The 21,940-nt window shown below is 66.0% G+C and carries 20 protein-coding genes; 14 read left to right on the top strand and 6 right to left on the bottom strand.

What is annotated here, in order from left to right; all coding sequences use genetic code 11:
• Positions 1 to 83 precede the first annotated feature (83 nt).
• The 7 genes from AWB66_RS21940 to pyrF all read left to right on the top strand — a co-directional run bounded on the left by AWB66_RS21940 (position 84) and on the right by pyrF (position 7,529).
• The gene (locus AWB66_RS21940; RefSeq protein WP_087632282.1) at positions 84 to 1,097 is read left to right on the top strand and encodes an arabinose ABC transporter substrate-binding protein; all 1,014 of its coding nucleotides are present in this window, start codon (positions 84 to 86) and stop codon (positions 1,095 to 1,097) included.
• A 66-nt stretch (positions 1,098 to 1,163) separates the two neighbouring features.
• A complete protein-coding gene (gene araG / locus AWB66_RS21935; RefSeq protein ID WP_087632281.1) occupies positions 1,164 to 2,678 on the top strand; it encodes an L-arabinose ABC transporter ATP-binding protein AraG in 1,515 nt (504 codons plus the stop codon).
• Between the two features lie 28 nt (positions 2,679 to 2,706).
• Positions 2,707 to 3,723: an L-arabinose ABC transporter permease AraH gene (gene araH / locus AWB66_RS21930; RefSeq protein WP_062632554.1), complete on the top strand. Its 1,017-nt coding sequence runs from the start codon at positions 2,707 to 2,709 to the stop codon at positions 3,721 to 3,723.
• Positions 3,724 to 3,742: 19 nt separating this feature from the next.
• Complete coding sequence (locus AWB66_RS21925; protein ID WP_087632280.1) at positions 3,743 to 4,534, top strand: SDR family NAD(P)-dependent oxidoreductase; 792 nt, start codon at positions 3,743 to 3,745, stop codon at positions 4,532 to 4,534.
• Positions 4,534 to 5,409, top strand: coding sequence for an SMP-30/gluconolactonase/LRE family protein (locus AWB66_RS21920; RefSeq protein ID WP_200819041.1), 876 nt, complete (start codon positions 4,534 to 4,536; stop codon positions 5,407 to 5,409). Before AWB66_RS21925 ends, AWB66_RS21920 begins: the two co-directional genes overlap by 1 nt.
• 83 nt (positions 5,410 to 5,492) lie before the next feature.
• Positions 5,493 to 6,599 (top strand): aldose 1-epimerase, encoded by a 1,107-nt coding sequence (locus AWB66_RS21915; protein WP_087632279.1) that lies wholly within the window; start codon positions 5,493 to 5,495, stop codon positions 6,597 to 6,599.
• Between the two features lie 117 nt (positions 6,600 to 6,716).
• Complete coding sequence (gene pyrF / locus AWB66_RS21910; protein WP_087632278.1) at positions 6,717 to 7,529, top strand: orotidine-5'-phosphate decarboxylase; 813 nt, start codon at positions 6,717 to 6,719, stop codon at positions 7,527 to 7,529.
• A 7-nt stretch (positions 7,530 to 7,536) separates the two neighbouring features.
• Here pyrF and AWB66_RS21905 read toward each other — a convergent pair whose 3' ends face one another.
• From AWB66_RS21905 to thiL, 4 genes are all read right to left on the bottom strand, one after another.
• Positions 7,537 to 10,890 carry a DEAD/DEAH box helicase gene (locus AWB66_RS21905; RefSeq protein WP_087632277.1) on the bottom strand — a complete coding sequence of 1,118 codons (3,354 nt, stop codon included), beginning with the start codon at positions 10,888 to 10,890 and terminating at the stop codon, positions 7,537 to 7,539.
• 77 nt (positions 10,891 to 10,967) lie between these two features.
• Positions 10,968 to 11,468: a CinA family protein gene (locus tag AWB66_RS21900; protein WP_087632276.1), complete on the bottom strand. Its 501-nt coding sequence runs from the start codon at positions 11,466 to 11,468 to the stop codon at positions 10,968 to 10,970.
• Between the two features lie 32 nt (positions 11,469 to 11,500).
• On the bottom strand, positions 11,501 to 12,034 hold the full coding sequence (locus AWB66_RS21895; RefSeq protein WP_200819037.1) for a phosphatidylglycerophosphatase A family protein: 534 nt from the start codon (positions 12,032 to 12,034) through the stop codon (positions 11,501 to 11,503).
• Positions 12,024 to 13,043, bottom strand: a complete 1,020-nt coding sequence (gene thiL / locus AWB66_RS21890) for a thiamine-phosphate kinase (protein WP_087632275.1) — start codon at positions 13,041 to 13,043, stop codon at positions 12,024 to 12,026. The genes AWB66_RS21895 and thiL overlap by 11 nt, the downstream gene beginning before the upstream one ends.
• Here thiL and AWB66_RS33030 point away from each other — a divergent pair.
• The 5 genes from AWB66_RS33030 (at position 13,042) to AWB66_RS21870 (ending at position 17,112) form a co-directional block, all read left to right on the top strand.
• Positions 13,042 to 13,281 (top strand): hypothetical protein, encoded by a 240-nt coding sequence (locus AWB66_RS33030; protein WP_125469768.1) that lies wholly within the window; start codon positions 13,042 to 13,044, stop codon positions 13,279 to 13,281. The genes thiL and AWB66_RS33030 overlap by 2 nt on opposite strands.
• A gap of 21 nt (positions 13,282 to 13,302) precedes the next feature.
• Positions 13,303 to 15,609 (top strand): NADP-dependent malic enzyme, encoded by a 2,307-nt coding sequence (locus AWB66_RS21885; RefSeq protein ID WP_087632274.1) that lies wholly within the window; start codon positions 13,303 to 13,305, stop codon positions 15,607 to 15,609.
• Between the two features lie 144 nt (positions 15,610 to 15,753).
• Positions 15,754 to 16,041 (top strand): hypothetical protein, encoded by a 288-nt coding sequence (locus AWB66_RS21880; protein ID WP_087632273.1) that lies wholly within the window; start codon positions 15,754 to 15,756, stop codon positions 16,039 to 16,041.
• The gene (locus tag AWB66_RS21875) at positions 16,038 to 16,532 is read left to right on the top strand and encodes a ribonuclease (RefSeq protein ID WP_235021190.1); all 495 of its coding nucleotides are present in this window, start codon (positions 16,038 to 16,040) and stop codon (positions 16,530 to 16,532) included. Before AWB66_RS21880 ends, AWB66_RS21875 begins: the two co-directional genes overlap by 4 nt.
• 16 nt (positions 16,533 to 16,548) lie before the next feature.
• Positions 16,549 to 17,112 carry a barstar family protein gene (locus AWB66_RS21870; RefSeq protein ID WP_062632635.1) on the top strand — a complete coding sequence of 188 codons (564 nt, stop codon included), beginning with the start codon at positions 16,549 to 16,551 and terminating at the stop codon, positions 17,110 to 17,112.
• Positions 17,113 to 17,169: 57 nt separating this feature from the next.
• On the opposite strand, the gene AWB66_RS21865 is transcribed toward AWB66_RS21870, so the two are convergent.
• On the bottom strand, positions 17,170 to 17,907 hold the full coding sequence (locus AWB66_RS21865) for a 16S rRNA (uracil(1498)-N(3))-methyltransferase (protein ID WP_087632272.1): 738 nt from the start codon (positions 17,905 to 17,907) through the stop codon (positions 17,170 to 17,172).
• Between the two features lie 97 nt (positions 17,908 to 18,004).
• A complete protein-coding gene (locus tag AWB66_RS21860; protein ID WP_087632271.1) occupies positions 18,005 to 18,418 on the bottom strand; it encodes a VOC family protein in 414 nt (137 codons plus the stop codon).
• Positions 18,419 to 18,816: 398 nt separating this feature from the next.
• Between AWB66_RS21860 and tkt the strand changes: the two genes are divergently transcribed.
• Positions 18,817 to 20,871 (top strand): transketolase, encoded by a 2,055-nt coding sequence (tkt, locus tag AWB66_RS21855; protein ID WP_087632270.1) that lies wholly within the window; start codon positions 18,817 to 18,819, stop codon positions 20,869 to 20,871.
• Between the two features lie 51 nt (positions 20,872 to 20,922).
• Positions 20,923 to 21,933: a type I glyceraldehyde-3-phosphate dehydrogenase gene (gap, locus tag AWB66_RS21850; protein ID WP_087632269.1), complete on the top strand. Its 1,011-nt coding sequence runs from the start codon at positions 20,923 to 20,925 to the stop codon at positions 21,931 to 21,933.
• The last annotated feature ends 7 nt before the right edge of the window (positions 21,934 to 21,940 follow it).

The raw sequence follows: 21,940 nt of genomic DNA, 5'->3' as shown, positions 1-21,940 counted from the left end.
ACACAACAAGACACGGCCACACACCTTCGTAGCGCTCGTCAAAACAGCGCATGGACTTGAGACATACGTCAGGAGACACCAAGATGAAACGCAGAATTTTCCTCACGCTGGTTGCCGCGACCACCGCCGCGAGCGCCACCATGCTTGCCGCACCGGTCGCGCAGGCCGCCGACGAGCAGATCAAAATCGGCTTCCTCGTGAAGCAGCCCGAGGAGCCGTGGTTCCAGGACGAGTGGAAGTTCGCCGAAATCGCCGCGAAGGAAAAGGGCTTCACGCTCGTGAAGATCGGCGCGCCGTCGGGTGAGAAGGTGATGAGCGCGATCGACAATCTCGCCGCCCAAAAGGCGCAGGGCTTCGTGATCTGCACGCCGGACGTGAAGCTCGGGCCGGGCATCGTCGCGAAGGCGAAGGCCGACAAGCTCAAGATGATGACTGTCGACGACCGCCTCGTCGACGGCGCGGGCAAGCCGATCGAGTCGGTGCCGCACATGGGCATCTCGGCGTACAACATCGGCAAGCAGGTGGGCGAGGGCATCGCCGCCGAGATCAAGAAGCGCGGCTGGAACATGGCCGACGTCGGCGCGATCGACGTGACCTACGAACAGCTGCCGACCGCTCATGACCGCACGACGGGTGCCGCCGACGCGCTGGTCGCCGCGGGCTTCCCGAAGGCGAACATCATCATGGCGCCGCAGGCGAAGACCGACACGGAGAACGCGTTCAACGCCGCCAACATCGCGCTCACGAAGAACACCAAGTTCAAGCACTGGGTGGCCTTCGCGCTCAACGACGAAGGCGTGCTCGGCGCCGTGCGCGCCGCGGAAGGCCGCGGCTTCAAGGCGGACAACATGATCGGCGTGGGCATCGGCGGATCGGATTCGGCGTTGAACGAGTTCAAGAAACCGAACCCGACCGGCTTCTTCGGCACCGTCATCATCAGCCCGAAGCGCCACGGCGAGGAAACCACCGCGCTGATGTACGACTGGATCAAGGACGGCAAGGAACCGCCGAAACTCACGCTCACGAGCGGCATGCTCGCGACGCGCGACAACGTCGCGGAAGTGCGTGAAAAGATGGGCCTCGCTTCGGCGAAGTAATTTCTGGTTGGTTGAAAGGAGGCCGCCCGGCGATTCGGCAGGCGGCCTCTGCAAACAGGAGGCGATGTGTCAGCGACGCTGCGTTTTGACAATATCGGCAAGGTGTTTCCAGGCGTGCGCGCGCTCGACGGCGTGTCCTTCGACGTCCACGCCGGCGAAGTTCACGGCCTGATGGGCGAGAACGGCGCGGGTAAATCGACCTTGCTCAAGATTCTCGGCGGTGAGTACCAGCCCGATTCGGGCCGCGTGCTCATCGACGGCAACGAAGTGCATTTCCCGAGCGCGGCCGCGTCGATTGCGGCTGGCATCGCGGTGATTCATCAGGAACTGCAATACGTGCCCGATCTCACCGTCGCGGAAAACCTGCTGCTCGGCGCGCTGCCGAGCACGTTCGGCTGGGTGAACAAGCGCGAGGCGAAAAAGCACGTGAAGGAGCGGCTCGTCGCGATGGGCGTCGATCTCGATCCGAACGCGAAGCTGAGGAAGCTTTCCATCGCGCAACGGCAGATGGTCGAAATCTGCAAGGCGCTGCTGCGCAACGCGCGCGTGATCGCGCTCGACGAGCCGACCAGTTCGCTCTCGCACCGCGAGACCGAGGTGCTCTTCAAGCTCGTGCGCGACCTGCAGGCGGACCAGCGCGCGCTCATCTACATCTCGCACCGCATGGACGAGATCTACGAGCTGTGCAACACCTGCACGATCTTCCGCGACGGCCGCCTGATCGGCTCGCATCCGAAGATCGCGGAAGTGCCGCGCGACACGCTCGTCGCGGAGATGGTCGGCCGGGAAATCAGCGACATCTACGACTACAAGCCGCGCGAACTCGGCCCGGTTCGCTTCGCGGTCGCGAACGTGGAAGGCCACGCGATCAAGAGTCCGGCGAGCTTCGACGTGCGGCGCGGCGAGATCGTCGGCTTCTTCGGGCTGGTCGGCGCGGGACGCAGCGAACTGATGCACCTCGTCTACGGCGCGGACAAGAAGAAGGCCGGCACGATCGAACTCGACGGCCGTCCGATCAAGGTGCGCAGCACCGGCGAGGCGATCCGGAACGGCATCGTGCTGTGTCCGGAGGATCGCAAGGAAGAAGGCGTGATCGCGATGGCGACGGTGGCCGAGAACATCAACATCTCGTGCCGCCGCCATTACCTGCGCGCGGGATTTTTCCTCGACCGCAAGAAGGAAGCGCAGACGGCCGAGCGTTTCATCAAACTCCTGAAGATCAAGACGCCGAGCCGCAAGCAGAAAATCCGCTTCCTGTCGGGCGGCAACCAGCAGAAGGCGATTCTCTCGCGCTGGCTCGCCGAACCGGATCTGAAAGTCGTGATCCTCGACGAGCCGACGCGCGGCATCGACGTCGGCGCGAAGCATGAAATCTACAACGTCATCTATCAGCTGGCCGAGCGCGGCTGCGCGATCGTGATGATCTCGTCGGAACTGCCGGAAGTGCTCGGCGTGTCGGACCGGATCGTCGTGATGCGGCAGGGGCGGATCGCGGGCGAACTGTCGCGTGCGAAGGCGAATGAACAGTCGGTGCTGACTCTCGCGCTGCCGCAGTCGGATACGACGGCAATAGCAGCCTGAACAGGTTCAAAGGAACACGGAGCGAATCATGGAAGCAAGAGAAAACATCGTCAGCCAGGCGAGCGAATCGGTCGCGAACGCGCTGATCCCGCAGAAATCTGACAAGCAGAAGTGGTGGCAGCAGATCACCGAATACAGCCTGATCGTCATCTTCATCGTGATGTTCGTCACGATGTCCGCGACGGTCGATCACTTCTTCTCGATCGAGAACATGCTCGGCCTCGCGCTGTCGATTTCGCAGATCGGCATGGTCGCGTGCACGATGATGTTCTGCCTCGCGTCGCGCGACTTCGACCTCTCGGTCGGCTCGACGATCGCTTTTGCCGGCGTGCTCTGCGCGATGGTGCTCAACGCCACCGACAACACCGCCATCGCGATCGTCGCGGCCGTCGCGGCGGGCGCGGTGATCGGCTTCGTGAACGGCGCGGTGATCGCCTACCTGCGGATCAACGCGCTGATCACGACGCTCGCGACGATGGAAATCGTGCGCGGACTCGGCTTCATCGTGTCGCACGGACAGGCCGTGGGCGTGTCGTCGGATACCTTCATCGCGCTCGGCAGCCTCGCGTTCGCGGGCATCTCGCTGCCGATCTGGGTGACGCTCGCGTGCTTCATCGTTTTTGGCGTCATGCTCAACCAAACGGTGTATGGTCGCAATACTCTGGCGATCGGCGGCAATCCGGAAGCGTCGCGGCTCGCGGGGATCAACGTGGAGCGCACGCGCGTCTGGATCTTCATGATCCAGGGCGCCGTGACCGCGCTCGCGGGCGTGATCCTCGCCTCGCGCATCACCTCGGGCCAGCCGAACGCCGCGCAGGGCTTCGAGCTGAATGTGATTTCCGCGTGCGTGCTGGGCGGCGTGTCGCTCCTGGGCGGCCGCGCGACGATCTCGGGCGTCGTGATCGGCGTGCTCATCATGGGCACGGTCGAGAACGTGATGAACCTGCTCAACATCGACGCGTTCTATCAGTACCTCGTGCGCGGCGCGATTCTGCTCGCCGCCGTGCTGCTCGACCAGTTGAAGAACCGCGGCTCACGCGACTAATTCATCAGAGGGACAAATCATGGCATCTTCGATCGACAGCGCCTACGCGCGCTTTCCCAGCCTCGCCGGCAAGACGGTGCTGATCACGGGCGGCGCGACCGGCATCGGCGCGGCTTTCGTCGAGCATTTCTTCGATCAGGGCGCGAAGGTCGCGTTCTTCGACATCGACACCGACGCGGGCGAAGCGCTCGCCGATCAATTGGGCGCCGATCTCGCAGAAGGCCGCTACCGGCCGATGTTCCTGCGCGTGGACCTGACCGACATCGACGCGCTCAAGAAGGGCATCGCCGATGTGCGCAGCGCGCTCGGCCCGATCGGCGTGCTCGTGAACAACGCGGCGAACGACAAGCGCCACAAGATCGAGGACGTGACGCCCGAGTCCTACGACGCGGGCATCGCCGTGAACATCCGTCACCAGTTTTTCGCGGCGCAGGCCGTGATCGACGACATGAAGCAGCTCGGCAGCGGCTCGATCATCAACCTCGGCTCGGTCAGCTGGATGCTCAAGAACGGCAACTATCCGGTCTACGTGACAGCGAAATCGGGCGTGCAGGGCATGACGCGCGGCCTCGCGCGCGATCTCGGGCCGTTCAATATCCGCGTCAACACGCTCGTGCCCGGCTGGGTAATGACGGACAAGCAAAAGCGTCTCTGGCTCGACGACGCCGGCCGCCGCGCGATCAAGGAAGGGCAGTGCATCGACGCCGAACTGATGCCCGAGCATCTCGCGCGCGCGGCGCTCTTCCTCGCCTCCGACGACAGCCGCATGATGACGGCGCAGGACGTGATCGTCGACGGAGGCTGGGCGTGATGAACGTGGCCGCGAAGCTTCTGATCGACAGCCAGTGCGCGCTCGGCGAGGGCGCGACGTGGTGCGCGGCGAGCGGCCGGTTCTACTGGACCGACATCGAAGGCGCCCGTTTGTGGCGCTACGATCCGCGCGACCAGACGAGCGTGTCGTTCGCGATGCCCGAGCGCCTGTGCTGCTTTGCGACCTGCGCCGATCCGCGCGTGCTGTTGCTCGGACTCGCGTCGCGGCTCGCGTTCTTCGATCTCGCGACGGGCGCGATCGAAACGATCGTCGAAGTGGAAGCGGGGCTGCCGACGCGCCTGAACGACGGCCGCTGCGACCGGCAGGGCCGCTTCGTGTTCGGCACGAAGCACGACGTGGAACGCGCCGAGGCGATCGGCGGCTTTTATCGGCTGAACGCGGATCTGTCGCTGGAACGGCTGCCGCTCGCGGACTGCGCCATTTCGAACAGCATCGCGTTCAGCCCGGACGGCGCGACGATGTACTACTGCGATTCGCCGACGCGGCACATTCGCGCATGCGACTACCCGACCTTCGCGAACGATCGACTGTTCGTCAAACTGAGCGACACTGCCGGCGTGCCCGACGGCTCGACCGTCGATCGCGACGGGGGCCTGTGGAACGCGCAGTGGGGCGGCGCGCGCGTCGTACGGTATGCGCCCGACGGCCGCGAGACGGCGCGCATCGATGTGCCGAGCGCGCAGCCGAGTTGCGTCGCGTTCGGCGGCGCGGCGCTCGACACGCTCTTCGTGACGAGCGCGCGCGTCGGCCTCGACGAAGCGGCGCTGCAATGCGATCCGCACGCGGGCGGCGTGTTCATCGCGACGCCCGATGCAAGCGGGATCGCGGAACCGGTGTTCGCAGGCAAGGCATGAAGCATCCGAGGCGGCGCGCAGATGACGCGCCGCCCACCCGACCCGGCGATGCCGGGCTGTCGCCTCTCGATGGAGCGTGAGCCATGACTGTTGCTCGTTCAGCGCAAAGTGTGAATCCTGCATCGACGTCCTCCACGGCGGCCGCCAACGCGCGGCGCTCGAAGCTCGCCGCCGCTACCGAGCCGCCGATCCGTCCGGGTCCCGGCACGTCGGTGGTTGCGATGGGCGGGGCGGGCATCGAAGGCTGCATCACGCTCGCCAATTCCAATCTGCGGCTCGACGTGGCGCCCGCGCTCGGCGGCGGCATCACGCGTTTCGACTGGCGTCATGAAGGCGCGCTCGTGCCGATCTTCCGGCCGTGCGCGCATCCGAGCGCGGACACCGATCCGAACCAGCTTGCGTGCTATCCACTGCTGCCATATTCGAACCGGATCGGCAACGGGCATTTCAATTTCTCCGGGCGCGCGATCGACGTGCCGCGCAATCGCGACGACGAACCGCTGCCGCTGCACGGCGACGGCTGGCTCGGCGCGTGGGAAGTCGAGGAAGAGGAGGCGTCGCGGGTGCGTCTGACGCTCGACCGTCGCGGCGGCGAGCCCTATTCGTATCGCGCGGCGCAGACGTATCGGCTGGATGGCGCGACGCTCGTCGTGGCGCTGGATGTCGAGAACACCGGGCGCGATGCGCTGCCATTCGGGCTCGGACTGCATCCGTTTCTGATGCGCGAGGCGGATACGGAACTGTCGGCGGCGGCGGGCGGCCTGTGGCTTTGCGGCGACGACTGGCTGCCGGTGCGGCATGTGCCGGCGCCGCCGGCGTGGCAGTTCGGCGTCGCGTATCCGATGCCGTCGACGATGGTCAACAACGCGTTCACCGGATGGAGCGGGCGGACGAGCGTGTTATGGCCGAAGCGGCGTCTGTCGCTGACGATTTCCGCCAATACGGATTACTACGTGCTGTATGCGCCGCCGGGGGCCGATTACTTTTGCTTCGAACCGGTCGATCATCCGATCAACGCGGTGAACCTGCCGGGCGGCGGCGAAGCGCACGGGATGACCGTGCTTGCGCCGGGGGAGAAGCTCGCGCGGGAGTTCCGGTTCACCGTCGAGCGGACGGGGGACGCGGTCAGGCGCGGGCGGCCGAGAGCGGCGGCGGGGGCGAAGGCGCGGGGACGGGCCGTCGCGCGATAACGCGGTCGGCTTCCCGACGAGCGGCCGCCTCGAACGGCTGATGCCGCATCGTGCGTGCGGGCCTCTGTCTGCCCGCACGTTAAAATGCGGGTCATCTCATCCGGATCGCACGCTTTTATGTCCTTCATCGAATCCCTCACCACCGCCTGGGCGCGTACCCAATCGCTCCTGTGCGTCGGCCTCGACCCCGAGCCGTCGAAATTCCCCGGCTCGCTCAAAAACCGCTCCGACGCGATCTTCGATTTCTGCCGTGCGATCGTCGATGCCACCGGGCCTTATGCCTCCTCGTTCAAGCCGCAGATCGCCTACTTCGCCGCCCATCGCGCCGAAGACCAGCTCGAGCAGTTGATCGCGCACATCCACGAGACGCATCCCGGCCTGCCCGTCATCCTCGACGCCAAGCGCGGGGACATCGGCAGCACCGCCGAGCAGTACGCGCGTGAAGCCTTCGAGCGCTACGACGCCGACGCCGTCACCGTGAATCCCTACATGGGTTTCGACTCCATCGAGCCGTATCTCGCGCACGAAGGACGCGGCGTGATCGTGCTGTGCCGCACGTCGAATCCGGGCGGCTCGGACCTGCAATTCCTGGAGACGCAAGGCCGCCCGCTCTATCAGGTCGTCGCGCAACTGGCCGCCGAAAAGTGGAACGCGGCCGGGCAACTGGGGCTCGTCGTCGGCGCGACGTTTCCGAAGGAAATCGAAGTGGTGCGGGGGATCGTCGGCGAGATGCCGCTTTTGATTCCGGGCATCGGCGCGCAGGGCGGCGACGTCGAAGCGACCGTGCGCGCCGGACGCACGGCAGGCGGCGCGGGGATGCTGATCAACTCGTCGCGCGCGATCATCTACGCCGGCCGTGACGACGATTTCGCCAGCGCCGCCGCACAAGCCGCGAAAAAGACCCGCGACACGATCAATCTCTATCGCTGAACTGGAGTCAAGCCGAAGGTATCGGCGCGAACAACGCGTCGAGGTCTTCGGCGGAAAACTTCACCGCGCCCGCCGCGTCGTCCGACAGGATGCTCGCGGCGAGCGCCGCCTTCTTCTCCTGCATCGCGACGATCTTCTCCTCGATGCTGCCCGCCGCGATCAGCTTGTACACGAACACTGGCTTGTCCTGACCGAGCCGGTGCGCGCGGTCGGTCGCCTGGTTCTCGGCGGCCGGATTCCACCACGGGTCATAGTGGATCACCGTATCGGCGGCGGTCAGGTTCAGCCCGACGCCGCCCGCCTTCAGGCTGATCAGGAAAAGCGGCACCTCGCCTTCCTGAAAGCGCCGCACCGGCGCCCTGCGGTCGGCCGTATCGCCCGTGAGCATCGCGTAGGCGATGCCCGCCTTGTCGAGCGCGGCGGCGATGATCGCGAGCATCCCCGTGAACTGCGAGAAGACGAGCACGCGCCGGCCTTCCTCGATCAGTTCCGGCAGCATCGCGAGCAGCAAGTCGAGTTTCGCGGATTCCTCCACGCGCTTCGCCTGCTTCAGCTTGACGAGCGACGGATCGCAGCACACCTGCCGCAGCTTCAGCAGCGCGTCGAGCACGACGATGTGGCTGCGCGCGAAGCCTTGCTCGGAAATCGCGGCGCGCACTTTTTCCTGCATCGCCGCGCGCACGGTTTCGTAGAGATCGCGCTGCGCACCTTCCAGATCGACGGTGCGCACGATCGTCGTCTTCGGCGGCAGTTCCTTCGCCACTTCGTCCTTGCGCCGGCGCAGCATGAAAGGCCGGATGCGCCGCGCGAGCAACTCGCGCCGCACGCTGTCGCCTTCTTTTTCGATCGGCGTGCGCCAGCGTTTGGTGAAATCGCGCTGGGTGCCGAGAAAACCCGGCAGCAGGAAATCGAACTGCGCCCACAGCTCGCCGAGGTGATTTTCGAGCGGCGTGCCGGTGAGACACAGCCGATGCCGCGCGCGCAGGCTGCGGATGCTCGCCGCCGACTTGGTCGTCGCGTTCTTGACGTACTGCGCTTCGTCGAGGATCAGGAGGTGGTAATCGTGCTGCACGAGCGCTTCGTGATCGCGCCAGAGGAGCGCGTAGGTCGTGAGGATCAGGTCGTGTTCGCCGATCTGCGCGAAGCGGTCGTGGCGTTCGGGCCCGTGCAGATTCAGCACCCTGAGGCCCGGCGCGAAGCGGCTCGCTTCCTCGCACCAGTTGTGCACGAGCGTCGTCGGCAGGACGATCAGCGCGGGGCGGTCGAGGCGTCCTGCTTCCTTCTCCGCGAGGATGTGCGCGAGCGTCTGCACGGTCTTGCCGAGGCCCATGTCGTCGGCGAGGACGCCTGACAGACCGTGCTCGCGCAGGAACTGCATCCACGCGAGGCCTTCGCGCTGATACGCGCGCAGCTCGGCGTTCAGGCCCGCAGGCGGCGCCGTCTCGCGCGGGCCGCTCGCGCCCTGCAGCCGCCGCGCGAGTTCGATCACCGCGGTGTCGCCGCGAAACTGCCAGCGATGCGTGTCGTCGAGCGCGGCGAGGCGGCCGGCGTCGAGCGCGGGAATGCGCAGCGTCTCGCCTTCGCGCATCCCGCTGAAGAGGTCGATCAGGACGCGCACGACCGGCTTCAGCCGGCTCGCCATGAGGCGTAGCCGCTCGCCGCTGTCCGTGCGCAGTTCGACGCCTTCGTCGTCGGCGATCGAATCGAGCATGCCGCCTAGCCAGCGGCGGTCGCGCCGGAACAGGTCCGCGAGAAGCGGCTCCAGGCGCAGCTTGCGCTCGCCCGCCGTGATGCCCATCTCGACGTCGAACCAGCCCTCGCCCGAGCTGTGTGCGCTGCCGTCGATGTCGTCGATTTCGATCACGTTGAAGGTGAAATCGCGCGTCATCGTCACGCGCCAGCCGTCGCGGCGCAGCACCGGCAAGACGTCGGCGACGAAGCGCTCCCACGCCTTCGGGTCGTTCAGCACGCGCAGGCCCACGGGAAACGGCTTCGGCCCGTACACGTTCTGCAGCGAAAGCTTTTGCAGCCCGGCGTCGGCGAGTTGCTGCAGCCGTTCGCTTTCGGCGTCGGCGCGGCGCCTCACTTCGACGAGTTCATGGCCGCGGCGCTGCAGTTGCGTCGTGGCGCTTTCGGCGTCGACGGTCAGGCCGTCGTAGTCGAAGCCCACCATCGCGAAATCGAGCGAGGTCGCGCGGTGGTCGTACTTGCCGAAACGCGCGACATGCACGGGCAGCGTGTCGAGCGTCAGCACCGGCACGGGCGCGACGTCGATCACGCGGATCGCGCCGGAATCGCGCAGCGGCGGCAGGGGCAGCGGCTGCGGCAGCGCGCTGGCGCATTCGAGCAGCACCTCGGCGACGAAGGGCGCTTCCGCGAGCGAGATCGGCGGCATGCGGAGGTAGTCGGCGAGTTGCCGCGCGGGCATCGGCGCTTCGACGACGCCCGCTTCGCCCGTCTCTGCGTCGAGATACCACGGCGGGTCGGTGGGCAGGATGGCGGTGGCGCCGGGTTCGGCGTGCAGCACCGGCCGCAGGCGATTGTTCGTTTCCGGCATCCAGTCGATGCGGCCCGGGCGCGCCGCGCCCTCGTGCATCGCAGCGCCTGCTTCGACGCGGCCCGCCTCGCGCTTGTCGAGCCGCGAGAGGAGCCGCCCCGTCGCGAGCAGTTTCGAGACGATCGCCGCGCCGTCCGGGCCGCTCAGGAAGAAACGGCCCATCACGTCGCTCGCGAGACGGCTCGGGGCGAGCGCGCGCAGGATCGTCAGGTCGTCGTCGGTGATGAACTTCGCCGGATTCGCCAACGCCGCCGGGCTCGCGTTCCACCGGTCGATGTCGCGGATCGAGCCGTCGACGGCCAGGCGCACCTTGAAGATTTTCAGTTCGGGCTGGTTCCCTTCGTCGGCGGCGAACAGGTAAACGAGCGCGTACGTCGCCTGCGATTTGGATTCGGACGACGCTGCCGTGGCGCGCCGCGTCGAGCCGACATGCGAGCGGAACATCCTGAGCCATTCGGCGAGTTCGGGACGCATCCCGCCGGGTTTCGCGGGATCGGATTCGACGTCGCTCGCGGATTGCAGGTTCGCGAGCAACACGGCGCCGATGTGCTTGCATCGGAATCCGACGGGGCACGTGCACGCATCGTGAAGCTCGACGCCGTTGCGCGCGCGGACGAACACCAGATTGACCGCATACGGCGCGCGCTGCGTGCCCTGCACGTGGGCGGTCAGGCATTCGCTGCCCAGCCAGCGCATTCCCGACACGGCGCCGACACACTGGACCGCCTTTGCCACCGTTCTGGCGTCGAGCCAATGAGTGATCTGGGATCGGTCGTAGGTAATCGGTGTGGTCGTATCGTTCATTCAGACTAGTTCGTTCGATGCGGCGCGGCCGGCGGCCGTCTTCCCGCCGAGAGCCGCGGTGGGCGTGCGCTCTTCGTTTACTTTTCCCGGCGCTCAAGGAGCAGCAGCAGCCCGCGCAACGCGTGCGCGGCGGCCTGCGCGCGCACCTGCTCGCGGTCGCCCTTGAAATGCTGCGTCTCGACGGCGGTATGCAGCCGGTTGCTCCACGCGAACGATACCGTGCCGACCGGCTTCGCGTCGCTGCCGCCCGCCGGGCCGGCGACGCCCGTGATCGACACCGACACCTGCGCGCGGCTGTTGCGCAGCGCGCCCTCGGCCATCGCTTTCGCGACGGGCTCGCTGACCGCGCCATGCTGCTCGATGAGCGCGGCCGGCACGCCGATCATCTCCGTCTTCGCGAGATTCGAATAGGTGACAAAACCGCGCTCGAACCAGTTGCTGCTGCCGGAGATGTCCGTAATCGCGGCCGCGACCATGCCGCCCGTGCACGATTCGGCCGTGGCGAGCGTGAGCCGTTCGTCGCGCAGCTTGTTGCCGACGCGGATCGCAAGTTGGTGAACGACGTTATCGGTAGCCATGATGTGTCTCGAAGGAGCCGGAAGAGGGAGCGTCAGACCGTCATGCGCCAGAGCGCGATCACGAGCAGGGTAAAGAAAGCCGCGACGAGGTCGTCGAACATGATGCCGAAGCCGCCCTTCAGATGGCGGTCGAAATAGCGGATGGGCGGCGGTTTCACCATGTCGAAGAAGCGGAACACGATGAACGCCCACAGCTGCCCGGTGAACGTGACCGGCGTGACGAAGAGCAGCACGAGCCAGAACGCGACGATCTCGTCCCACACGACCGGCGACGGATCGGCTGTGCCCATCTTCGTCGCGGTGAAGCCGCAGAACCAGCAGCCCGCGACAAAGCCCGCGACGATCAGCGCGCCCCATTCGGCGACGGTCAGATACGGGTTGAATGCGACGAACGACACCCACGCGAAGAGCGTGCCGACGGTGCCCGGCGCGATCGGCGAGAGGCCGCTGCCGAAGCCGAGCGAGAGGATGTGCAGCGGATGCGTCAGCATGAAGCGCGCGCTCGCCTTGCGCGGCTTGGGAGCGGGAGCGGGCGAGTCGCCCGCGATCGGGGGGTCAGTCTGCATGAAAATGATCGAAGCCTTGCAACGTCAGGGGAAGCGGTGCGCCGCTGCGGTCGTGCCAGGCGATGGACGGCGCGCGGGCGGAAGCATCGGCGATGGGCTCGATTGTACCGATGCGGGTGAGACGCACGCGCTCGCGCTCGCCGATGGCCGCGATCGTCGCGCGCGCCTCGGCGGACGCGGTGAAGCACAGTTCGTAGTCGTCGCCGCCCGCGAGCGCGCAGGTGCGCCGCACCGGCGCGGGTAGCGCCGCGAGCGCATCGGAGACCGGCACGGCGTCGGCGTCGACGACGGCGCGCGCGTGCGAGCGCTTCAATATATGCGCGAGGTCGCCGGCGAGCCCGTCGGAGATGTCGAGCGCCGCGCGCGCCACGCCGCGCAACGCGAGCCCGAGCGCGACGCGCGGCTCGGGGCGCTCCAGCGCGCACTTTAGTTGCGCGGCGGCGGCTTCGTCGTCGACGTCCCATTCGCCGCGCAGGAGGCCGAGCCCCGCGCGGGCGTCGCCGAGCGTGCCGGACACCCAGATGTCGTCGCCGGGCCGGGCGGCGTCGCGGCGCAGCGCGGCGCCCCCCGGCACGTCGCCGAATACGGTGATGCAGATGTTGAGCGGACCGCTCGTCGTGTCGCCGCCGATCAGTTCGCAGTCGAAGCGTTCGGCGAGCGCGAAGAGGCCGTCGCTGAAGGCGGCGAGCCATTGTTCGTCGGCGGCGGGCAGCGCGAGCGCGAGCGTGAACGCGTGCGGCGCGGCGCCCATCGCGGCGAGATCGGACAGGTTGACCGCGAGCGCCTTGTGGCCGAGCGCGTGCGGATCGACATCGGCGAAGAAGTGACGGCCTTCGACCAGCATGTCCGTCGAGATCGCGAGCTGCTGGCCGGCCGGCGGGACGATCAGCGCGCAATCGTCGCCGATGCCGAGCGCCGCGCGCGAGACCTTCGCCGCTTCGCCGGGCGGCGACCCGCTTCTCGCACGGCGGGCGAAAAAACGCTCGATTAGGGAAAACTCGGAAAGCATGGTGAACCTGGAAGGCAAATTAGGATTATTGGAATTGACAGCGCCTCGCGCAAATGCAGCCAGTTCCCGGCGGGTTGAATCGCGTTCGACGGCCATGAGCGACTTTAACGCGCGCGGCGCCTTCTGCCCCAAGCGTTTTCAGCCCGTTCAGGTTCAGGCAGTTGCACCCGAATTGCGCGGATTGCAACCCGATTGGGTGCCTGAATGGCGCTACAATGCGTTCGAACTTCTATTCTAATCTCGCACTGCTACCCGCCTCATGACCACGACCGCCAATACGAAATTGCGCGAAGCTGCGCTCGATTACCACGAATTCCCGACCCCCGGCAAAATCGCGATCGCGCCGACCAAGCAGATGATCAACCAGCGCGATCTCGCGCTGGCGTATTCGCCGGGCGTCGCGTTTGCGTGCGAGGCCATCGTCGAGGACCCGCTAAACGCCGCGCGCTTCACCGCGCGCAGCAACCTGGTCGGCGTCGTGACGAACGGCACGGCGGTGCTCGGGCTCGGCAACATCGGGCCGCTCGCGTCGAAGCCGGTGATGGAAGGCAAGGCGGTGCTGTTCAAGAAGTTCGCCGGCATCGACGTATTCGACATCGAGCTGAACGAGTCGGACCCGCACAAGCTCGTGGATGTGATCGCCGCGCTCGAACCCACGTTCGGCGGCATCAATCTGGAAGACATCAAGGCGCCGGACTGCTTCATCGTCGAGCGCGAGTGCAAGAAGCGCATGAAGATTCCCGTCTTCCACGACGACCAGCACGGCACGGCGATCGTCGTCGCGGCGGCGCTCACCAATGGTCTGAAGGTGGTCGGCAAGGAGATCGGCGAGGTGAAGCTGGTCGCTTCCGGCGCGGGCGCGGCGGCGCTCGCGTGCCTGGACCTGCTCGTCGATCTCGGCATGAAGCTCGAGAACATCTATGTGACGGATCTGGCCGGCGTCGTTTATCAGGGCCGCGTGGAACTGATGGACCCGGACAAGGAACGCTTCGCCCGTCAGACCGACGCCCGCACGCTCGCGGACGTGATCGAAGGCGCGGATGTGTTCCTCGGTCTGTCGGCGGGCGGCGTGCTGAAGGCGGACATGGTGAAAGGCATGGCCGCGAAGCCGCTGATTCTGGCGCTCGCCAATCCGACGCCCGAAATCCTGCCGGAAGTCGCGCTCGAAGTGCGTCCGGACGCGGTGCTCGCCACCGGCCGCACCGACTATCCGAACCAGGTCAACAACGTCCTGTGCTTCCCGTTCATCTTCCGCGGGGCGCTCGATGCGGGCGCGACCACCGTCACGCGCGAGATGGAAATCGCCGCCGTGAACGCGATTGCCGAACTCGCGCGCCAGGAACAAAGCGACATCGTCGCGACGGCGTATGGCATTCAGGACCTGTCGTTCGGTCCGGAATATCTGATTCCGAAGCCCTTCGATCCGCGTCTGATCGTGAAGATCGCGCCGGCGGTTGCCAAGGCCGCGATGGATTCCGGCGTCGCGACGCGTCCGATCGAGGACATGGAAGCGTACGAGCAGCATCTGCAGCAGTTCGTCTACCACAGCGGCACCACGATGAAGCCGGTGTTCCAGCTCGCGCGCAGCGTCGAGCCGGAGAAGAAGCGCATCGTGTTCGCGGAAGGCGAAGAAGAGCGCGTGCTGCGCGCGGTGCAGATCGCGGTCGACGAGAAAATCGCCAAGCCGATTTTGATCGGCCGTCCGGCGGTCATTCAGCAGCGCATGGCGAAGTTCGGCCTGCGGCTCACGCCGGGCGTCGATTTCACCGTCGTCGACACCGATCACGACGAGCGTTATCGCGATTTCTGGCAGACCTATTACTCGATGATGGCGAGGAAGGGCATCAGCCAGCAGATGGCGAAGCTCGAAATGCGCCGCCGCACGACGTTGATCGGCTCGATGCTGGTTGAACGCGGCGAGGCGGACGGCATGATTTGCGGCATGGTCAGCACGACGCATCGCCATCTGCACTTCATCGATCAGGTGATCGGCAAGAAGGCGGGCTGCAGCGTCTACGCCGCGATGAACGCGCTGGTGCTGCCGGGGCGCCAGATTTTTATCGTCGATACGCACGTGAACGTCGATCCGACGCCGGAAGAACTGTGCGAGATCACGATCATGGCCGCCGAGGAAGTGCGCCGCTTCGGCATCGAGCCGAAGATCGCGCTCCTGTCGCATTCGAATTTCGGCACGAGCAACGCGCCGACCGCGCAGAAGATGCGCGACGTGCTGGCGCTCCTGAAGGAACGCGCGCCAGATCTGGACGTGGACGGCGAAATGCACGGCGATGTGGCGCTGGACTCGCGTCTGCGTAAGGAAGTGCTGCCGGAATCGACGCTCGAAGGCGACGCGAACCTGCTGATCCTGCCGAACATCGATTCGGCGAACATCTCGTACAACCTGCTGAAAGTGGCGGCCGGCAACAACATCGCGATCGGGCCGATGCTGCTCGGCGCGGCGAAGCCGGTTCACGTGTTGACGGCATCGGCGACGGTTCGGCGCATCGTCAACATGACGGCGTTGCTGGTGGCGGACGCCTCGGCGTCGCTGAAAAGCGCGGGCTGAACGGGCGGAAGGCGCGGGGCTCGCAACGAGCGCCGCGTCGCTTGCATCACCTGACATCGCCTTGCATCGAGAACAAAAAAAAGCGTGCCGGATGACCGGCACGCCCGAGGCATGCAAGGGGATTTGCGTCTTCTCGAATAGGCGATGGCGACGGTGCAAACCGTGAAACGTGCGGCAAGCGAGGCGAACGTGCCGCACCGTTTCTTAGCCATTCCAGGGTTGAATTTTTATCCTGTTAGAGATAAAAATCTCTCAGATTTGGACGAAATGTGCGCTCGGACGACGGAAATCGTGCGTCGCCGGATCGTCGCGCCAGTCATTCGGAAAACGCCGATTCCCGACCGAACGTTGATTCCGGGTGTCATTAGCGATACCCTTACGTCTTTAATGGTCGTCGATTTCAGGGTTCATCGCGGGGACATCGCTACGTGAAGCGGACGTGGTTTCATCACTGCATCGTCGCGCTTTTAGTGGCCCTGAGCGGCTGTGGCAAAGGCGATCACGCAGATCACACGCGTGAGGACGCGGCCGGCGCGAGCGCCGTGGCCGTGCCGAAGTCGCCGGAATCGGCCGCCTCGGGCGGGTCGTCCGGAAAAGCGAACGGGCAGGAGGTCAGGCACGAAGCAGCGGACGGACTGGGCACCGTCGACATCGCGCAATTGCCGAAGCAGGCCGTCGCCACATTGCGGCTGATCGAGTCAGGCGGGCCGTTTCCGTTCGAGAAGGACGGCGTCGTGTTCGGCAATCGCGAGCGTTTGCTTCCGCCGCATCGGCGCGGCTATTACCACGAATACACCGTCCCCACGCCGCGGGCCCGCGATCGCGGTGCGCGCCGGATCGTGTGCGGTGGGCCGCGCCGGCAGATCGGCGACTGTTACTACTCCGACGACCACTACGCCAGTTTTCAACGCATTGCGGGATAACTTCGGGATGAACGGCATGAGCGACAACATCTACGCGCACGGCAACGGTGCGGCGGGTGATCTTTTCGCCACCGGCGATGGCAACCTGTTCCAGCGAGTACTGCGGCTGCGCACGACTGAACACGACAACCGACCCGACGACGAACCGAGCCCGACGCTGTCATCAACGGACGAGGGGTCCATGAGTCTTTTCAGGACGGTGCGGCCGAACATCGTGCAGTCGATTCGCGCGTTTCGCGTGCAGGAACTCGCCGACGAAGCGACCCGGCTCGGTCAGCATTTTCTGTTTGCATATTGCGGCGCGGCCCAGAGCAAGCAGGAAGTGCTTGAGACGATCGCCACGTCGTTCCTGTTTCCCAAGCACTTCGGCAAGAACTACGACGCGCTTTACGACTGCCTGACTGATCTCGTCCACAAGGCGGGATCGCAGCCCGGTTTCGTGATCGTGCTCGAAGCGCTGCCGATCGCGCAGAAATTCGACAAGGAAGGCCGTGAAACGCTGCTCGATGTGTTCCGCGAAGCGTCCGAGTTCTGGGCCGAGCGGCGCGTGGCGTTCCGGGTGTTCTACTCGTTCGCCTGATTTTTGCTTTTTCGCGCGCTTGGTTGAAAAGGGCCGGTCGAATGACCGGCTTTTTATTTACCAGCCGCCCCAGCGTGCGGCCAGCGCCGCCAGCACGGCGATTCCCGCAGTCTCCGTGCGCAACACGCGTGGGCCGAGCGTGAGCGTCGAAAATCCCGTATTTACGATAGATTTCTCCTCGCCAGGCGAAAAACCCGCTTCCGGCCCGATCAGCAAGGTGATCGGCGCGGCGGGCGGCGTCTGCGGCAACGACGCGAAGCTCACCTCGGCGCGCGGCGAGAGCAGAAGCCGCAACTCGCCGTCGACTGCGGGCGCGAGCTGGCCGAGCCATGCGTCGAGATCGCGCGGCGGGGCGACCTCCGGAATCCGGTTGCGTCCGCATTGCTCGCACGCCGCGCGCACAAGCGCCTGCCAGTGCGCCTGACGCCGCAACGCGCGGTCGCCCGCGAGACGCACGACGCCGCGCTCCGCCGTCAGCGGCACGACGCCCGCGACGCCGAGTTCGACCGCTTTCTCGATCAGCCAGTCCATCTTGTCGCCGCCCGCGACGCCCTGCGCGAGCGTCACGCGATACGGCGGCTCCGCTTCGCGATCGTTGTGCCGGTCGATGCGTGCGACGGCGGCGCGCTTGCCGATCTCGACGAGTTCGGCGGCGTACTCGCCGCCCGCGCCATCGAACAGCGTGACGGAGTCGCCGCTTTGCAGGCGCAGCACGTGAACGTGGCGCACGACGTCGTCAGGCAGCGGAAGGGTGGTGCCCGCAGCGAGCGGGCGGTCTACGAAAAAGCGTGGCATGTCGTTGATCGCCGGCGCGCGCCCGAAGGCGGCGCCGGCGGATAAGTTGAGCCCGTCGTGAACAATGCGCCTCGAAACGCGCGGACGAACTGGCCGGTCAGCCGATATGCCGCGCGATCGCCCAGCGATAGCCGTCCGGGTCTTCGAACTGCGCGAAACGGTCGCCCCAGAACTGGTCCTGCGGTTCGATCAGCCCCTTCGCGCCGACCGCGAGCGCGCGCGCATAAGTCGCATCGACGTCGTCGACATACAGATAGAACGACTGCGGCGCCATCAGCCCGGCGCTCTTCGGCGTGCGCGCCTGCGAGCCGTAGGCGCCCTCGGGCGCGAACATCAGGATCAACTGCCCGCGATACGTCATCTCGACGTGGATGATCGCGCCGTCGTCGTTGACGCTGTCGCGCACCGCGAAACTTAGCGCCTGCTCGTAGAAGCCGGTGGCGACGTGCGCGTCGCGCACGGTGAGATAGGGCGTCAGCCAGGGCACATCGGCTGGGCGGGGATCGGTCATCGAAAAGCTCCTTGCAGCTTGGCCGTGAGGCGCATTGTGCCACGAAGGCTTGCGGAGCCTGGCTCGCAGGCCCGCGGCGCGTGGCATTCGACAGTCGGACGGGCGCACGGCCCGCAGAAAACAGCGCGCGGCGGCACTTCGCCTCCTTCGATACGCGCTTTCGCCGGACGTTCCCGCGCGTCCGATGCAAAGGCGCGTGCCCGGCCGTCGAGGCACGCGCCCGCGCCGCCGAGCGCGGCCTGTCGCGCAATGTCGATCGGACCTGTCTGTTAGAATCACGCTCTCCGATCCTCCTCGTTTCTCGTCGTTCCGGGGCCTGAAAGTGTCGTTCGCAGCCGCCCGGCGCGTCATCCGGAAACACCCAGGATTCTTTCAGGACTTACCCCCGACTCTCCGACATGACGACCCCGACCTCCAGCCAAACCGCCCTGATGGCCAACGCGATTCGCGCGCTGTCGATGGACGCCGTTCAACAGGCCAATTCCGGCCATCCGGGCATGCCGATGGGCATGGCGGAAATCGGCGTCGCGCTGTGGTCGCGCCACCTGAAGCACAATCCGACGAACCCGCACTGGGCCGACCGCGACCGCTTCGTGCTGTCGAACGGACACGGCTCGATGCTGCTGTATTCGCTCCTGCATCTGACGGGTTACGACCTGCCGATCTCGGAACTGAAGAATTTCCGCCAGTTGCATTCGAAGACGCCGGGCCATCCGGAAGTCGGCATGACGGCGGGCGTCGAGACGACCACCGGCCCGCTCGGCCAGGGTCTCGCGAACGCGGTCGGCATGGCGCTCGCCGAGGCGCTGCTCGCCGCCGAGTTCAACCAGGACGGCGCGTCGATCGTCGATCACCACACGTACGTGTTCCTCGGCGACGGCTGCCTGATGGAAGGCATCTCGCACGAAGCCTGCTCGTTCGCCGGCACGCTCAAGCTGAACAAGCTGATCGCGCTCTACGACGACAACGGCATCTCCATCGACGGCGACGTCGAGCACTGGTTCCACGACGACACCCCGAAGCGTTTCGAAGCCTATGGCTGGAACGTGATCCGCGCGGTGGACGGCCATAACGTCGATGCGGTCGATGCCGCCATCGCGCAGGCGAAGCAATCCGACAAGCCGACGCTGATCTGCTGCCGCACGGTGATCGGCAAGGGCGCGCCGACGAAGGGGGGCGGCCACGACGCGCACGGCGCGCCGCTCGGGCCGAAGGAAATCGCCGACACGCGTGCGGCGCTCGGCTGGTCGTGGGAGCCGTTCGTGATTCCGCAGGAGGTCTATGCGGCGTGGGACGCGAAGGAAGAAGGCGCGCGCGCCGAAGCCGAGTGGAACAAGGCGTTCGACGCCTATCGCGCAAAAAATCCGCAGCAAGCCGCCGAGTTCGTGCGCCGCATGAACGGCGAACTGCCGGCCAACTGGGCCGAGCAGGCGAAGAATATCGTCGAAGGGGCGAATCAGCGCGCCGAAACGGTCGCGACGCGCAAGGCGTCGCAACAGGCCATCGAAGGGCTCGCCGCCGCGCTGCCGGAACTGCTCGGCGGTTCGGCCGACCTGACCGGCTCGAACCTCACGAACTGGAAGGCGTCGAAGCCGGTCCGCGCCGCCGGCGACGCGGATAACGCCAACCCGGAAGGCAAGGGCATCCAGTGGGGCAACCACATCAACTACGGCGTGCGTGAATTCGGCATGAGCGCCGCGATCAACGGCATCGCGCTGCATGGCGGTTATCGCCCGTTCGGCGGTACGTTCCTGACGTTCTCGGACTACAGCCGCAATGCGCTGCGCGTCGCCGCGCTGATGAAGTCGCGTTCGATCTTCGTGTTCACGCACGATTCGATCGGTCTCGGCGAAGACGGCCCGACGCACCAGTCGATCGAACATGTGTCGAGCCTGCGCCTGATCCCGCAACTCACCACCTGGCGCCCGGCCGATACGGTCGAAACCGCCGTGGCGTGGACGCAGGCCATCGGGCATCAAGGTCCGTCGGCGCTGATCTTCAGCCGCCAGAACCTGCAGTTCTCGCCGCGCAACGACGTCCAGATTGCGAACATCGCGAAGGGCGGCTACGTGCTGCGCGACTGGAACGACGACATCCCCGCGCGCAAGATCATCCTCATCGCGACGGGCTCCGAAGTGCAACTGGCGATGGAAGCCGTCGACAAGCTCGCGCAGGAAGGCATCGGCGCGCGCGTGGTGTCGATGCCGTCGGCCAATGTGTTCGACCGCCAGGACGCCGAGTATCGCGAGCGCGTGTTGCCGAAGGGCGTCGTGCGCGTGGCGATCGAAGCGGGCGTGACGGATTTCTGGCGCAAGTATGTGGGTCTCGAAGGCGGCGTGGTCGGCATCGATTCGTTCGGCGAATCCGCGCCGGCCGGCGTCCTCTTCAAGCATTTCGGCTTTACCGTCGAGCATGTCGTGGAGACGGCCAAGGCCGCGCTCGCCGGCGTGTGAGTTCGTGTTCGCCGGCGCCCCGAAGTATTTTTTAAGCCAAGGAGATAGACCATGACGATTCGCGTTGCAATCAACGGCTACGGCCGGATCGGCCGCAACACGTTGCGCGCCCTCTATGAAAACGGCAAGAAGCACGACATCGAGATTGTCGCAATCAACGATCTCGGCGATGCCAAGACGAACGCGCACCTGACGCAGTACGACACGGCGCACGGCAAGTTCCCGGGCGAAGTGAAGGTGGACGGCGACTATCTCGTCGTCAACGGCGACCGGATCCGCGTGCTGGCGAACCGCAACCCGGCCGAACTGCCGTGGGGCGAGCTGAACGTCGACGTCGTGATGGAGTGCACCGGTTTCTTCACGACGAAGGAAAAGGCGAGCGCGCACATCAAGGGCGGCGCGAAGAAGGTCATCATTTCGGCGCCGGGCGGCAAGGACGTCGACGCGACCATCGTCTACGGCGTGAACCACCATGTGCTGAAGGCGTCGGACACGGTCATCTCGAACGCGTCGTGCACGACGAACTGCCTCGCGCCGCTCGTCAAGCCGCTGAACGACAAGATCGGCCTCGTGAACGGCCTGATGACGACCATCCACGCGTACACGAACGACCAGGTGCTGACCGACGTGTATCACGAAGACCTGCGCCGCGCGCGCTCGGCCACGCACAGCCAGATCCCGACCAAGACGGGCGCGGCATCGGCGGTCGGTCTCGTGCTGCCGGAACTGAACGGCAAGCTCGACGGCTACGCGATTCGCGTTCCGACGATCAACGTGTCGGTGGTCGACCTGTCGTTCATCGCCGCGCGCGACACGACGGTCGATGAAGTCAACAAGATCATGAAGGAAGCGTCGGAAGGCGCGCTGAAAGGCATCCTCGGCTACAACGATGCGCCGCTCGTCTCGATCGACTTCAACCACAACCCGGCATCGTCGACGTTCGATGCCACGCTGACGAAGGTGTCGGGCCGGCTGGTGAAGGTGTCGAGCTGGTACGACAACGAGTGGGGCTTCTCGAACCGCATGCTGGATACGGCCGTGGCGCTCGCGAACGCGAAGTAAGCAACGC

It is taken from the genome of Caballeronia telluris, assembly GCF_001544495.1.
GTDB lineage: Bacteria > Pseudomonadota > Gammaproteobacteria > Burkholderiales > Burkholderiaceae > Caballeronia > Caballeronia telluris.
The sequence above is the reverse complement of the archived record's forward strand: the minus strand, read 5'-3'. Positions and strand labels throughout refer to the sequence as shown.

Coding starts and splice junctions, on each gene's coding strand:
- AWB66_RS21940 (WP_087632282.1), top strand. CDS start 84: ATGAAACGCAGAATTTTCCTCACGCTGGTTGCCGCGACCACCGCCGCG.
- araH (WP_062632554.1), top strand. CDS start 2,707: ATGGAAGCAAGAGAAAACATCGTCAGCCAGGCGAGCGAATCGGTCGCG.
- AWB66_RS21925 (WP_087632280.1), top strand. CDS start 3,743: ATGGCATCTTCGATCGACAGCGCCTACGCGCGCTTTCCCAGCCTCGCC.
- AWB66_RS21920 (WP_200819041.1), top strand. CDS start 4,534: ATGAACGTGGCCGCGAAGCTTCTGATCGACAGCCAGTGCGCGCTCGGC.
- AWB66_RS21915 (WP_087632279.1), top strand. CDS start 5,493: ATGACTGTTGCTCGTTCAGCGCAAAGTGTGAATCCTGCATCGACGTCC.
- pyrF (WP_087632278.1), top strand. CDS start 6,717: ATGTCCTTCATCGAATCCCTCACCACCGCCTGGGCGCGTACCCAATCG.
- AWB66_RS21905 (WP_087632277.1), bottom strand. CDS start 10,890: ATGAACGATACGACCACACCGATTACCTACGACCGATCCCAGATCACT.
- AWB66_RS21900 (WP_087632276.1), bottom strand. CDS start 11,468: ATGGCTACCGATAACGTCGTTCACCAACTTGCGATCCGCGTCGGCAAC.
- AWB66_RS21895 (WP_200819037.1), bottom strand. CDS start 12,034: ATGCAGACTGACCCCCCGATCGCGGGCGACTCGCCCGCTCCCGCTCCC.
- AWB66_RS33030 (WP_125469768.1), top strand. CDS start 13,042: ATGGTGAACCTGGAAGGCAAATTAGGATTATTGGAATTGACAGCGCCT.
- thiL (WP_087632275.1), bottom strand. CDS start 13,043: ATGCTTTCCGAGTTTTCCCTAATCGAGCGTTTTTTCGCCCGCCGTGCG.
- AWB66_RS21885 (WP_087632274.1), top strand. CDS start 13,303: ATGACCACGACCGCCAATACGAAATTGCGCGAAGCTGCGCTCGATTAC.
- AWB66_RS21880 (WP_087632273.1), top strand. CDS start 15,754: ATGGCGACGGTGCAAACCGTGAAACGTGCGGCAAGCGAGGCGAACGTG.
- AWB66_RS21870 (WP_062632635.1), top strand. CDS start 16,549: ATGAGCGACAACATCTACGCGCACGGCAACGGTGCGGCGGGTGATCTT.
- AWB66_RS21865 (WP_087632272.1), bottom strand. CDS start 17,907: ATGCCACGCTTTTTCGTAGACCGCCCGCTCGCTGCGGGCACCACCCTT.
- AWB66_RS21860 (WP_087632271.1), bottom strand. CDS start 18,418: ATGACCGATCCCCGCCCAGCCGATGTGCCCTGGCTGACGCCCTATCTC.
- tkt (WP_087632270.1), top strand. CDS start 18,817: ATGACGACCCCGACCTCCAGCCAAACCGCCCTGATGGCCAACGCGATT.
- gap (WP_087632269.1), top strand. CDS start 20,923: ATGACGATTCGCGTTGCAATCAACGGCTACGGCCGGATCGGCCGCAAC.